15 protein-coding genes and 2 pseudogenes are annotated in these 12,450 nt (G+C 66.5%); 6 read left to right on the top strand and 11 right to left on the bottom strand.

Features of this window, described 5'->3' with window-relative positions; genetic code table 11:
- Positions 1-108: 108 nt before the first annotated feature.
- Positions 109-336 carry a DUF2945 domain-containing protein gene (locus tag ACWGO0_RS33425; protein WP_453543632.1) on the top strand — a complete coding sequence of 76 codons (228 nt, stop codon included), beginning with the start codon at positions 109-111 and terminating at the stop codon, positions 334-336.
- Positions 336-668 (top strand): DUF3140 domain-containing protein, encoded by a 333-nt coding sequence (locus ACWGO0_RS33420; RefSeq protein ID WP_453543630.1) that lies wholly within the window; start codon positions 336-338, stop codon positions 666-668. Before ACWGO0_RS33425 ends, ACWGO0_RS33420 begins: the two co-directional genes overlap by 1 nt.
- Before the next feature lie 196 nt (positions 669-864).
- Here ACWGO0_RS33420 and ACWGO0_RS33415 read toward each other — a convergent pair whose 3' ends face one another.
- The 4 genes from ACWGO0_RS33415 to ACWGO0_RS33400 all read right to left on the bottom strand — a co-directional run bounded on the left by ACWGO0_RS33415 (position 865) and on the right by ACWGO0_RS33400 (position 3,179).
- Positions 865-1,122, bottom strand: a complete 258-nt coding sequence (locus ACWGO0_RS33415; RefSeq protein WP_453543628.1) for an HU family DNA-binding protein — start codon at positions 1,120-1,122, stop codon at positions 865-867.
- Positions 1,123-1,410: 288 nt separating this feature from the next.
- Positions 1,411-1,947: a Dps family protein gene (locus tag ACWGO0_RS33410; RefSeq protein ID WP_453543626.1), complete on the bottom strand. Its 537-nt coding sequence runs from the start codon at positions 1,945-1,947 to the stop codon at positions 1,411-1,413.
- Positions 1,948-2,125: 178 nt separating this feature from the next.
- Entirely contained in the window at positions 2,126-2,698 is a 573-nt protein-coding gene (locus tag ACWGO0_RS33405; protein ID WP_453543624.1) for a hypothetical protein, read from the bottom strand.
- A gap of 136 nt (positions 2,699-2,834) precedes the next feature.
- Positions 2,835-3,179, bottom strand: a complete 345-nt coding sequence (locus ACWGO0_RS33400; RefSeq protein WP_453543638.1) for an SsgA family sporulation/cell division regulator — start codon at positions 3,177-3,179, stop codon at positions 2,835-2,837.
- 782 nt (positions 3,180-3,961) lie between these two features.
- Between ACWGO0_RS33400 and ACWGO0_RS33395 the strand changes: the two genes are divergently transcribed.
- Together ACWGO0_RS33395 and ACWGO0_RS33390 are read left to right on the top strand one after the other, a co-directional pair.
- Entirely contained in the window at positions 3,962-4,756 is a 795-nt protein-coding gene (locus ACWGO0_RS33395; protein ID WP_453543622.1) for a SigB/SigF/SigG family RNA polymerase sigma factor, read from the top strand.
- 136 nt (positions 4,757-4,892) lie between these two features.
- Positions 4,893-5,230: pseudogene (locus ACWGO0_RS33390) on the top strand (IS5/IS1182 family transposase); the annotation flags it as partial.
- 19 nt (positions 5,231-5,249) lie between these two features.
- On the opposite strand, the gene ACWGO0_RS33385 reads toward ACWGO0_RS33390, so the two are convergent.
- Genes ACWGO0_RS33385 through ACWGO0_RS33365 form a run of 5 tightly spaced genes read right to left on the bottom strand, consistent with a single transcriptional unit; the run spans position 5,250 to position 8,087 of the window.
- Complete coding sequence (locus ACWGO0_RS33385; protein WP_453543620.1) at positions 5,250-5,468, bottom strand: hypothetical protein; 219 nt, start codon at positions 5,466-5,468, stop codon at positions 5,250-5,252.
- Positions 5,469-5,495: 27 nt separating this feature from the next.
- Positions 5,496-6,089: an aminoglycoside phosphotransferase gene (locus ACWGO0_RS33380; RefSeq protein WP_453543618.1), complete on the bottom strand. Its 594-nt coding sequence runs from the start codon at positions 6,087-6,089 to the stop codon at positions 5,496-5,498.
- 20 nt (positions 6,090-6,109) lie between these two features.
- Positions 6,110-7,168, bottom strand: a complete 1,059-nt coding sequence (gene ku / locus ACWGO0_RS33375; RefSeq protein ID WP_453543616.1) for a non-homologous end joining protein Ku — start codon at positions 7,166-7,168, stop codon at positions 6,110-6,112.
- A 27-nt stretch (positions 7,169-7,195) separates the two neighbouring features.
- Entirely contained in the window at positions 7,196-7,888 is a 693-nt protein-coding gene (locus ACWGO0_RS33370) for a hypothetical protein (protein ID WP_453543614.1), read from the bottom strand.
- Positions 7,889-7,901: 13 nt separating this feature from the next.
- Positions 7,902-8,087: a hypothetical protein gene (locus ACWGO0_RS33365; protein WP_453543612.1), complete on the bottom strand. Its 186-nt coding sequence runs from the start codon at positions 8,085-8,087 to the stop codon at positions 7,902-7,904.
- Between the two features lie 374 nt (positions 8,088-8,461).
- Between ACWGO0_RS33365 and ACWGO0_RS33360 the strand changes: the two are divergent.
- Together ACWGO0_RS33360 and ACWGO0_RS33355 are read left to right on the top strand one after the other, a co-directional pair.
- A pseudogene (locus ACWGO0_RS33360) lies at positions 8,462-8,997 on the top strand (metallophosphoesterase family protein).
- A gap of 77 nt (positions 8,998-9,074) precedes the next feature.
- The gene (locus ACWGO0_RS33355) at positions 9,075-9,323 is read left to right on the top strand and encodes a hypothetical protein (RefSeq protein WP_453543610.1); all 249 of its coding nucleotides are present in this window, start codon (positions 9,075-9,077) and stop codon (positions 9,321-9,323) included.
- Positions 9,324-10,018: 695 nt separating this feature from the next.
- Here ACWGO0_RS33355 and ACWGO0_RS33350 read toward each other — a convergent pair.
- Entirely contained in the window at positions 10,019-10,708 is a 690-nt protein-coding gene (locus ACWGO0_RS33350; protein WP_453543608.1) for a GAF and ANTAR domain-containing protein, read from the bottom strand.
- A gap of 489 nt (positions 10,709-11,197) precedes the next feature.
- Positions 11,198-12,406: a PP2C family protein-serine/threonine phosphatase gene (locus tag ACWGO0_RS33345; RefSeq protein WP_453543606.1), complete on the bottom strand. Its 1,209-nt coding sequence runs from the start codon at positions 12,404-12,406 to the stop codon at positions 11,198-11,200.
- Between the last annotated feature and the right edge of the window lie 44 nt (positions 12,407-12,450).

The raw sequence follows: 12,450 nt of genomic DNA, 5'->3' as shown, positions 1-12,450 counted from the left end.
CTCGGCCACCGCACCTCCAGCGGTCGGAACGGACGTCCCCCCATCCAACCGCCGCGATCACCAAACCGGCCAACCTATGCGGTCAGAGCACTAGGTGAGGAGAACGTTGTGTCCAAGAAGGCCAACCTTGGCAAGGGTGAGAAGGTCTCATGGAAGAGCCACGGCCAGAAAGTGACCGGGACCGTGAAGAAGAAGATCACCGGTCGCACTGAGGCGGCTGGCCGCACTGTTGATGCTTCCAGTGATGAGCCGCAGTACGAGGTGGAGAGCGACAAGTCCGGCAAGCCCGCCGTGCACAAGCCCAGGGCCCTGCGCAAGAAAGGGCGCAATCCCTGATGGCCACGCAGCAGAACCGCGACGAGACCATTAACGCATTCCACGAAACGGTCAACATGACCGCCGGCCGGATTGAAAAGTGGCTGGCCACCGATGAGTCGAAGAGCGTTGGACAAAGCGACGGAGGCGAAAGCGTCGGACACACTTCCGGCCGGCGCATCGTCACGCTACTGCGCACAAAGAAGGCGGACCTCGCCGACGATGACCTTGCCCACATGCGCAAGGTCATCGGCTATGTGCACCGGCACATCGAACAACGCCCCAGTGGTGACGTCACCGACACCCGCTGGCGCTACTCCCTCATGAACTGGGGCCACGACCCCGAGAAATGACCGCCGAGCCAGCCCGATCACAGCTTGCGGGCCAAGCGTGACATGCTGACCTCTCGCCAGCCGATCGGCCGGCGCTGAGCGTTTTCACGTCCCGCGCCGCAAGCGCGTCCGCATTCGCCTCCGCGCAGGACAGTCGGATCGTCGCCTGAGGGCGCTCGGAGCATCCGCCGCGGTGCAATATCTGACCGTCCTGCTGTCAGTGAGCGTTGTCGCTGATGTAGTCGTGCAGTGCCCGGCCCGGTCGCAGGGTGGGGGCGGAGTCGTCCACGTGGAAGTCGCCGAAACCGATGACGGTAACTGTCTCGCCTTGCTTCAGAGCCTCGGCGATCGCGCCGGGGTGTTCCACGGTGCCGAACAGTGCATCGATCACTCGTTCTACGTCGTTCTGTGGCAGCTGACTGCCCATCTCTGCTGTCTTGTGCTGGGTTGCTTCGATCAGTGCGGCTTTGTTCATGGCGCCCCTCCATCACGTTGCTCGACTGTCGGGATGTGTCGCGTGCACGCCCGTATCACGTGGCTTCTTAGGGCCGGGACCGAAGCCGCCGGCTGGCGGCGTCAGATGTGAAGCGCCGAACATGGACCAGCAGTTAAGCCCCTGCAGGTCGACGCTGCTGCGGCGCAAGGACGGCGCGCGAACCGCGTCCCAACCGCTCCGTTCCCGGCGGACTGCACCTTGCATGTGGGCTGTGCTACTGCTGACGGAAGGTGCGTAGTGCGATGGGGCGGCGTCCCCCCTCGTCGGTCAGGGCTGGTTGCGAGCCTGGTCGGCGGCCTGGCCGGCGGCGCCGGCCTCGGTGGTAGCACCGTGGGTACTGAGGGTGCCCCCAGTGGACTCAAGGTGAGCACGGACAAACCACTGGAAGAGTTCCAGGCCGCGCAGCTGTTCGATGAGCATGTCCTGAGTGACCGGGTCGAGCGTCTCTGTAGCCTGCATGGCCTCGCGGTGGTCCTTGATGACGGACGTGTAGACGAGGTCGAGGGCGCCGAGGTGCTGCATCGCGTCGGCGCGGCCGATCGAGTAGTCGTTCCACGTGCGCTTGTCGACCAAGGCACCTGGCGTCCCATTGGGCTCACCGCCAAGCGTGGAAAGGCGTTCGGCGAGGTCGTCCGTCATGGAACGGACCTGGTCGACCTGCGGGTCGATCATCTCGTGTACGGCGATGAAATGCGGGCCGACGACGTTCCAGTGGACGTGCTTCAAGGTGAGGTGGAGGTCGTTCAGGGAGTGCAGACGCATCTGCAGCATTTCGATGATCCGACTGCTGTCGGCAGCGCTCATCCCCGGCACTGTGTACGAGATACCTGAATCCTGTGATTGCACGGTCTACTCCTCGGATGGCCATACCCAGTCAGGTACAGAAGAACAGAGTTTAGGGCTTTTCGCCGCTTAGGCGGCATCTGTTATGCGTTTCGGGTGTTTTGGGGTGTTGGCTGTGACGGCGGCGACCGCGCGGCACCTACCGCTTCTGCGGGTTCAGCGCGTCGAGGGTGTGCCGCAAGGCTCCGCGAGCCTGCTGAGAGGGTCGCTGCTGCTCACCGTGCAGGGCGTTGAGGACGACCAGGCCGGCGGTCAGAGCGGGCACCGCCCACTGGATGAGGGCGAGCTGTGACTGCGCCTGCGATGTGTCCATCGGGACCTGCCTAGCCGCCTCGTCATCCTCCTCGTTCTGTGACGTGGCGAGATCGACCTTCTTGCCCAGAACTCGGGCGTACGCCGTGGCGGCGAGAGTAGCCCCGGTCAGGACGGTCTTGGCGACGGTGGAAGCGGCGACACCCTTCTGGCCGCGGACCCGGCTCCGGTTCGCGACCAGGATCCCGGCGCCACCGAGCAGGTGGGCGCCTATGGCGACGGTGCCCAGCGGTGCCCACTTTGCCCAGCCTGCCGACGCGATGCGCGCGGTTCCGACCTCGGTGACACCCTCTTCCTCGGCGGCTCCGTTCACGCCGACAGCTCCCATCAAGGAGCCCCCCAGCCAAGCGGCGAGACCGAGGTCGTGCGCGCTGCGAACGAACGTGCTGCGTTCCGTCATGGCGATCCTTCGTGAGTAGCGGAGTGTGTGGACGTCGCCCCCGGTTGGGAGGCGCGCACTATTTCGGGCGGGCCGGGTGGGGAGTTTCGAGGCAGGGAGCTCACATGCCTTCGGCCGGGAGAGGCAGCGCATGTGCCTACACGTTTCGGAAGAGCTGTCGCCGTTCTTCGTCCCAGTCGACCTCTGCCATCTCACGGCCGACTGGAACGGTCATGAGGGTGTGGGAGAGCCAGTGGCTCACAGTTGAACGGCGCACCGCGAGGAGTGCGTGGCACTCCTGCGGGCCCAGTTGCAGGAACAGGGCGCTGCCGGCTTCGGTCTCCTCGGAGGGCCAGATCGCCACTTCGCCATCCCCCACGCTCCCGCGCATGCCGCCCAGCAGCAGATCCCGGGAGAAACTCCACCGGGCCAGGTCCCCGACCGGGCCGTAGAACGCTAGCTCCACGGCGAACGGGTCTTCTCGCTCGTAGCGGAGCTCCATGAGCACAGGCACCCAGTGTGCCTCGGCGACGTTCAGCAGCACCGGTACGCAGGACGGAGGAGTGTCAGACCAGCTGAAGCCCCCTGCCCGGGCCGCTGCGGATCCTCTCACCAAGCTGGAATGTTCGGCCGCCCCCAGGGCCCGGGAGCGGGGCCTTCGGCGGCCGAAGAGTCCGACGAGGCGGGCCAGTCGGCGGCGGCGGAGGATATGGAGGAAGAGCATCAGGTCCCCTGAATACAGGTATAAGAGAGAACAGCCGCTTCCTGACCGTTGAGCATCGGGAGTACCCGCCCTCCGGCGCTCTACACGTCCCGGCACCGCTTGGCTGGCATCCGGGCCCGACCGCTGCATTCTGGGCAGCACAGCCAGGCGCCCCCGCGCCGAGCAGCGCTGCGCTTTCGCAACTTCGGCAGATCTGCCTCCGGGGACTCGCGGCGGGACCGCGTTTGACAACACCCCCCCGGGTGCGTGCCCCCACTCGCCCACCGGCCGCCCGCCGCCCGAATCTATCGAAGGGGCCGGCTGCCGACCACGGAGTGGAAGTCGGCGAGGCACTCGCCGGCCCTCCGGGCTCGGCTCGCATGGTGGGCTACGCGCTCACTTCGGCCGAGTGTCATTACCACCGAAGCGCAGCGAATTGTCCGTACATGTTTTTTCAGGGCTGTGGCGGGCAAGGGCTCATAGCGCTTTGGACGTAGGCGCACCCGTGGGAGCACCGGGTGCCGTCTGCCCGAACACAGCACACTCCCGCGGCGGCCAGTACCTTCGCCGAGGAGCGATTGATGCCCACTTCACAGCTTCCCGAGCCGGACACCGTCGAGGATTCCCCGTCGGCGGACCAAGCGTTTCGCGAACTGTCTGCTCTCCCCCCGGGGACGGAGCGCCAGGACTGCCGGAGCAGGACGATCGATGTATGGCTGCCCATGGCCTACCGGCTGGCCACCCGGTTCCGTAACCGCGGCGAACCTATGGACGATCTTCGCCAAGTGGCCGCGATGGGACTGGTGAAGGCGGTCGACCGATTTGATCCCACCCGCGGCAATGCCTTCGAGACCTACGCTATTCCGACGGTGACGGGCGAGCTCAAGCGGCACTTCCGCGACCACACATGGGATGTCCACGTTCCCCGCAGGGTCCAGGAGCTACGCAACCAGGTCCGTCTTTCGCAACGCGACCTCTCCCAGAGGCCCGGCGTACACGTTCCCACCCCCGCCGACGTCGCGGCAGACACCGGACTCAGCGAGGAGGACGTCAAACTGGGGATGCAGGCTATGGGCAGCTACAGCGCGTACTCCCTGGACGCGGAACCCGCGGGAGCCGACGGCGGTACCTCCCTGGCCGACCGCTTGGGCTCCCGGGACCGTGGCCTGGAGACCGTCCTGGAGCGCGAGAGCGTCAAACCCGGACTGCGCGAACTGTCGGAGCGTGAACGCACGATTCTGTACCTTCGGTACTTTCGCGACATGAGCCAGGCCAGCATCGGGCAGCGGCTCGGCATCTCTCAAATGCACGTTTCGCGACTGCTCAGGCAGACCTGCGAGCGACTGCGCACCGACGCCCTGCCGAGAGCTGTGTGAAGGGCGGCGCTCACAGAGGGCTCTGGCATGAGGCACAGGGACGGGCGGGGCGTGGCGGGCGCGACCACGGCCTCCTCGGCGTCTGTAGCCGAGCCGCCTATCCCGCAAGGGCGCCGGTCATGGAGAGTGCCCATGTCGCCCGGCTGGACGGTGGGGTCCCCGGACTCGGCCTGGCCATCTCGGCGGAGACAAGGCGTATTCCTCCCTCCGTAATCGCCGCTACCTGCGACGACGCCAGATCAAGCACACAATCCCCGAACCGAAGAACCAGCGGGCCCCCGCCAGCGCAGAGGTAGCAGGGGTGGTCGGCCCGCCGGCTTCGACAAGACAACCTGCAAGCGCAGAAACGAAGTTGAGCGAACGATTAACGCACTGAAGAAATCCCGGGCCGTGGCCACGCGATTCGACAAGCGCGCCTACATCTTCCACGGCACCGTCACTCTCGCCTCGATCAGACGCTGGCTCCGCCCATGATCCGCCGTTCGGACGCGTTCTAAAACGTCGCCAGCTTCCGCACCACAACGTCGGCTGCTCTTACATAGCGATCCGGCTCGCCCAACTGGGCCTGCCCCAGTGGTCCTGCGTTCTCGCTGTGCGCGACGAGCCTGAAGATCAGTGCACGGACCAGCATTTGCAGCCAGTCAGGGTGACCGCTGCCGGCCGTCAGCAGGTCGGACGGGAGGTCGAACCACAACAGGCCGTCTGCAACCACGATGGCCTCGGCAAATACCGGGGGCCGCTAGTATGGGGAAAAGTCGATCACAACCGGCGCTTGATTTGCAGCGAACAGCACATTGCCCGTGAGATCGCCGTGGATGAGTTGAGCTGCGTCCTGCTTCACCGGGCGCCTCAGCTCCAGCATGGTCGAGAACGGTGTGGCGAGGTCGTCGATTACGTCGATGGCCTGCTCGCCCCACGCGACTCGGTCAGCCACTGCCCAGGGATGTACCTGCCGGTCAAGGAAGTCGGGCCGCGGCAACTCTCGAAGAGCGGCGTGGAAGGCGCGGCCGGCGCTGAGCACCCCGGTCCAGTGCCCCTGCGGACCAGGTTGACCGGTCAGGAACTCACTGGCAGTCCAGCCGCCCACGACGCTTCGCCCGTCGGCGGCCCGCAGCGGCAGCGGAACGCGAAAGCCTCTGCATGACGCCAGCTCCTCGAACACAGAAGCCGCCCACTCGACCTCGTTGTCAGGGCCCTCAGCAGGCTTGAATACAAACCCGCCGATGAGAACGCTTCGGCCCTGCCCACCGACCAGCGGGACAGCCGCCCCCTTCACACCGAAAGCATCAAGGACGGCAGGGGCTGGGACGGCATTGCTCGGCAGCTCAGTCACGCCGGGCATCCTGCCGATCGTCAGGCTGCGGCCTTGGTCTTGCCAAGAGCTTTGAGCAGTTGTTCGCGGGTCATCTTGGAGCGTCCCGCGATGTCGGCCTTCGAGGCGCGTTCATAGAGCTCAGTCTTGGTGAGGCTGCTCAGGTCCTCGGCGCTCGTGCGTTTCCCGCTTCGTTGGGACGTCTTCGTCTTCTGCTGCTTCTCGGTCTGCCGCTTCTTGCGGACGTCATCGGCGTCGCCGGCGTGCAGTTCGTGAAGTTTGCCGGATGACTTCTTGGTCGTCTTCTTCCCGCGGGAGGAGTGGGCCGCATCGACGCTGCGCTGGAGGGCGTCCATGATGTCGATGACGTTGGTGGCTTCCGGAGGCCCATCGTGGGAGACAACCTCTTTCCCGTCGCGTTTGGCGTCGACGAGAGCCTTGACTCGTTCTTCGTAGCTGTCGTGGAGACGGTCGGGGTCCCAGTCGATCGACATGGCGTCGATGAGCTGTCGGGCGGCGGCCACCTCCTTGCTGCTCGCCTTCGACTTGCCCTTCGGCAAGACTTCCAGCTCCTCGTGAGGGTCGCGGATCTCGTCCGCCCAGTGCATGGTCTGCAGGATCAGGATGTCGTTCTGGGCGCGCAGCGCGGTGAGGTATTCCTTGTTGCGCATGGTGAAGGTGGCGATGCCGGCCTTGCCGGAGTCTTCGAGGGCGGCTCTCAGGAGGTCGTAGACCTTTACATACTCCTTGCTCTTCGGGGCGATGTAGTAGGTGCGGGCGAAGTGGACCGGGTTGACCTGATCGAGGTCGACGAAGCCTGTCATCTCGATGGTCTGGGACTTGTCCGGGGCGATCTCGTCCAGCTCGCCGGGTTCGACGATGACGTACTCTCCTCCACCGAGGTCGTAGCCCTTGACGATGTCAGAGTTCTCGACCTCGTCCCCGGTGCTTTCGTTGATCTTTTTGTATCTGACCCGGCCGCCGGTGCCGCGCTCCAGCTGATGGAAGTGCACGGTGTGGTCGTCCGTGGCGGTGAAGAGCCCCACGGGCACGGTTACGAGGCCGAATGTCAGAACACCGCTCCAGATTGCCCGCGCCATCGCCGCCGTCCTCTCCCATGCTGGTGCCTACCCGTCATCCTCGGTCAGGCGTTGCAGGTGTGCAGCCGCAGTCTCGGCGAGGCGCTGAGCTTCGCGCACGTCACGGTCCGCGTCCCGGACCGCGTCCTTGGCTTCACGCTCGTGTTTGTGGGCCCGGCTTTGCTCCTGCTCAGCCCTCTTCAGCTGTTCGGCCAGATCGGTGGCGCGCTCCTCGGCCTGTTCGGTCCTTCTCGCGGTGTCCTCGGCCGCGCGCGCCGCCGTCTCGGCTTCCTCCTGCCGGGCGCGCAAAGTCGACTGTGCGTCGTCCGCGACCTGGCGTGCACGTTCTAGCTGCCGGCGGCGACGTTCCTGCGCATCGTCACTCCCGCGACGTGCCGCGGCAGGCTTGCGGGCGGCAGCTGGCGTCTTCGCCCTTTCAGGTGTGGTCCCTGGTGCTACTCCTGGGAACCCGGTGGGGCCTCTCAGCGGCTTGGCCAGGTGGCCCTCGGCCCATGCCCGTGCCGCTTCGGAGTCGGCAAGTACCGCATGCAGGGTCTCCTCGATCTCCCGCCGGGCACCGTCGCCGAGCTGGTGCCCGGACTCGGCGGCCAGCTGCACGGCCTGACGCGACAGAGCACCGACCAGTCGGCGCTGCTGAACGCTGAGCTCGCGCAGCTGCCTGCCGTCCAGGTCCTGATGCGCCTGGCGCAGCTGCTCTCCCAGCGTGACCAGGGGGGCCACTTCGGCGGGCTGCTCACGGACCAGAAGGTTGCTGGCCCACGCCGACAAGGAAGGCCGACGAAGCGCAGAGATTAGAGATCTGCCCGGCCAGCACTCGGTCGCCGTCCTTCTTCACAGCCGCGGCCTGTTCGTTGCGGGCGGCGGTGAACTCCTCGGGCCGCAGCCCGTACAGTTGATCAGCGACATCGTTTACATCCACCCGAACACCATCTACGCAGCCGCTCTATGGCGCTTCTTCAGATAGGCCTGTTCGCGGATCCCTCTTGCTGTCCCGGTCCCTTCATGACTGGAACCCTCTGCTGCAAGCGAATCTTTCCGACAAAATGAAACTGGCCCATGCTGGGGAAGACACTGCGGGTCGCCTACGGATCAAGGCGGCCAAGGTCACCCGTCACCGCAGCGTCCACAAGCTCCAGCGCCTCGCCCGCGACGCCTGCAGCCCATGGTTCTTTCTGCGGCCCTGGATGCTGTCGTGCAGCTCCGCCCCGGTCGCCACGCCGGGGCCGGGGCCTCTTGCGCGCAAGGACGCCTCCACCTGATAGGCCAGGTGGGCCCGATGGAGAAGGCAGACGCATGGACGACGATACGACCGGGGCGTCAACAAACTCCCCTGTACGGCTGCTGCTCGTCTCAGACACGCACCTGCCTATGGGCGCCAAGACGCTCCCCAATGAGCTGCTGCACGCGATAGAGCGGATGGACGTTGTCATGCACGCAGGGGACTGGGTCGACGTGGCCACACTGGACCCAGTCGAGAGGCAAGCCCGACACCTGGTCGGTGTGTACCCAACAACGACGGCGCTGAACTGCGAGCCCGGCTGTCGCAGGTGGCCCGTGTCCGGCTGGCGGGTCTTCGGTTCGGTGTCGTCCACGAGACAGAGGCCGCCCGTGGTCGGGAAGCGCGCTGCGCCGCGCGCTACCCGGACCTGGATGTCCTTGTCTTCGGCCACAGCCACATCCCCTGGGACATCGAGGCGCCAAGCGGGTTGCGCCTGCTGAACCCCGGTCACCGACAGACCGCAGACGGCAGCCGTACTGCACGTATATGACATGCACCGCCCAGGACGGGTCTCGGGGAGGTTGCCCTGCACCGCCTGCACAGGCAGTGACCGTCCGTACCTACCCGGGGCTCGGCAGGGCCGGCTGTTAGAAGCGAAGAGCCGTGAGATGCGAAAGGGAACATGTGATGATCGACGAGGTGCTGATCCGCGAGTTGCTTGACGCGGCGGACGACGACTCCGCCATGGTGTTGCTGGAGGGCCGCGCCCGGGTGGCCGGGCGGGCCGACCTGGACGGCGACGACCTGCGCGGCGCGGCGGTGGTCCTGACACGGGCGGAGCTCGTGGAGCGGCTGGGCACCTCCTACCCCACCCAGCAGGACTTGACCTCGATGGTGGCCTCGCTGAACGACGGGGTCGGCAAGCTCGGAGCCTGAGCACCCGACCGGGGAGGGCGCGGCTGCCTCAGCCTTGCTGTCCGAGTGCCGTCCGGCGCGGGAACCTGCATAGGCCGCGACACGCAGCGAGCGCAGGCGGTCCACGGGGCAGAAGCCGGGCAGCAGGTTGCGGTAAGGGTCGAACACCTCGCCACCCTGCGGTCGAGCGACTGAATCCTCGCCGAACAGGGTCAGCCGGGCCAGGGCGAGGTCCTCGGAACCACGGACCAGTACGAGCAGGTGAACCCGGACGGCCCGTGAGCTTAGTCGATGCCTCGCGCGGGCGATGGTGACGACTAGGATCCAGGGGTGGCCGCCTGCTTGGTGCGGCCGAGGAGCTGTTCCGAAGAGCACCCTGCTCATGCTGCGGTCCAAGGCCGATCTGCCATTGTGCCGATCAGCAGTCCGCCACCCTGAAGGATCTGCGCGCCGCCGCAGGTGCCCGAGCGTTTGCATCCCTGGCTGCCGACACGCGGTGATGCCCGCCTAGACTCCACCCACCGCATCGCACAAAGCGGCACCGCTGCGTGCCCCGCCGTGCATCTGGCGAGCCGGACTGGCGGTCTCTTCGCAGGGTGGCGGAGCTTTCGAGTGTCCAGCAGGGGGTCGCTGTGGCGGGCGAGGCTGAGCTGGCGGCGGTTCCCGCAGGGTCGCCCTGGCACAGAAACGCTGCCGTGGGATCTGCCTGGCCGGGGTCAGGGCAGACGGCCCTGCTCGGACACCTGCTGGGCGATGTCACGGAGCTTGACGTTGTTGTCCTGCGAGTAGCGGCGCAGCACGTTGAACGCCTCGTTCTCGGCGATGTGGTGGCGGGCCATGAGGATGCCCATCGCCTGGCCGATCTGGTGGCGGGTGGCGACGGCCTGCTCCATCTGCGCGTGTGTGCGTGCGCTGGAGAGGGCGACCGCGGCGTGCGAGGCGAGCAGTACGCCGGCGGTCTGGCTGACCTCGGTGAACGCTCCGGGTTCACGCGAGTAGAAGTTGAGCGCTCCGAAGTCTTCGTCCTCGGTGAACAGCAGGAACCCCATCATGCTGCCCGCCCCCAGCTTCAGTGCCTCCGGCACGAAGTCCGGCCACCGCGACTCCTCCAGCGTGAAGTCAGCGATGCGAAACACCCGCTCCTTGACCGAGTGGCGGGCGGCGTCGAAACACGGACCTTGACCCAGCCGGTGATGGAGCTGGTCCAGCTTGACCACCAGCCGTTCGGACGGTGCCAGTGACACCGCCTGCTGGTCGTTCAGCAGCAGAATCCCGGCCGCGTCACAGCCTTCGACCAGCTCGGTCGCCGAACCCGTGATCCGCTCCAGCGTGCGGTCCACCGACGGCTGCTCCAGCAGATCGTGCGCCATGGCACCCATCTGCTCCGCGAACCCACGCCAGTCCATCCCATCACTTCCCTTCCTCCGGCTCGCATACCCGGGCCCTCGCCGGCGTAAAACGGAGCCATCGCCCGCCTCGAACTGCTGCACCGTGCTCAAGAGGGTGCGAGTCCGTCTACCTGTCGGCCATCCGCCCGACAGGCCCGGCTCGGGCGCCGCAGACGAGGCTTACTTGTCTCGCGGCGACCGGTCCTAGCGCAGAGGCGGCATGAAGGTAGTTGTCCCCCGAGAAGCCTGACGAAGCCGCCCGAGCGAAGAAGAAGGGCACCTCAAGGCGGCTGGCCCATCACCTACGACGCCGACGTCTACAAGAGCGGAATACTGTTGAAGGGCTGGTCAACCAGCTGCAAGCCCGGAGAGACATCGCCACCCGATAGGACAAGAGCCCGGACAGCCTCGTGGCCGGCGTCCGCCTCAGCGCCGCAATGATCTGGATTGATGAGGTACCCAGGGCCGCCGGGTGATCACGACATCACAGGCGTTCAGGGCCAAGCCTCACCCGGGGTTTGGGTGTCGGTGTCGGTTTGGGTGTAGCGGCCTGTGGGGTGGGGGGCCGTGCCAGTCCAGGCAGACGACGGTGGCGTCATCTGCCATGTGTCCGTTGCTCGCGTCGGTGACCGCTTGGGCCAAGGTCCGGACCACTTCGCGGGGGTGTTGGTCTGCGGTATTGCGGAGCACGTCCGGCAGGTCGACGGACTGGGCTTGCCGTTCTTGCATGCCGTCGGTGTAGAGGACCAGGCGGTCGCCGGGTTGCAGGTCCAGGACTTGGACCCGGTAGGTCCAGGGTGCGTACATGCCGAAGGGGAGGTCGGCTTCCAGGTGTACTTCGGTGACCGTGTTGTGGCGCAGTCGCAGTGGCGGGGGGTGGCCGGCGTTGACGAGCCGTGCGCCGGATCCGTCCAGGGCGATGCGCAGCAACTGTCCGGTGGCGAAGCCGCCGTGGCCGTGATCGTGGAGGGCCTGGTTGGTCCGGGAGGCTTGTTCGGCGAGGTCGGCCTCGGCGCGGCGGGCGCCACGGGAGGCATTGACCAGAAGCGTGGCCATGAGGGAGGCGTCAACGTCGTGGCCCATGGCGTCGGTGACGGCCACGTGCAGCGTGTCGTGGTCGAGGCTGTAGTCGTAGGTGTCGCCTGCGATGGAGTCGGTCGGCACCAGCGTGGTGGCGAGGGCGAACTGGGCTGCCTCCAGCGAGGGGGCGGAGGGCAGGAGCTGGCGCTGGATCTCCGCGGCCAGGCTGAGCCGGGTGGTGCGCTGGCCCCAGTGGTAGAGGTCGGTGAAGCGGCGGTCGGTGACAACGATGTATGCAAGCGCGTGGCCGGCCTCCTCGACCTGGCCGAGCATCTCGGGTGTGGTCCGCGGGAGAAACAGCTCCAGTACGCCGATCGTGTCGCCCCGGTTGGTGACCGGCACGACCACACGCTGCCCGCCTTCATACGGCTCCTGTGCCAGTTTCTGGGTACGTAGGACCGTGTCGTAGAGACTGCCGGCCAGGGGAATCTGGTCGGCGTGCTTGCCCTGCTGCGGGGCGGCTTCCTCGGTGATTCGCACCATCATCCGGCCCACGATGTCAACGAAAAGGAAGCTTGCATATCGTGCGCCGAAACGGTCCCGCAGGTTCTGCGCGACCACGTCCAGCGACTCCACCGGCGCCGCGTTCTCGGCCGCGGTCAGCAGCTCGGTCAGCCCGATACTGTTGCCCTCCATCGTCGCCTCCCAGCGTCGTCGCGCGCCCTTTCACCTCGCCACAC

It is taken from the genome of Streptomyces sp. NPDC055749, from assembly GCF_053617235.1.
Note: the sequence above shows the minus strand (reverse complement) of the source record. Positions and strands in the feature narration are given on the sequence as shown.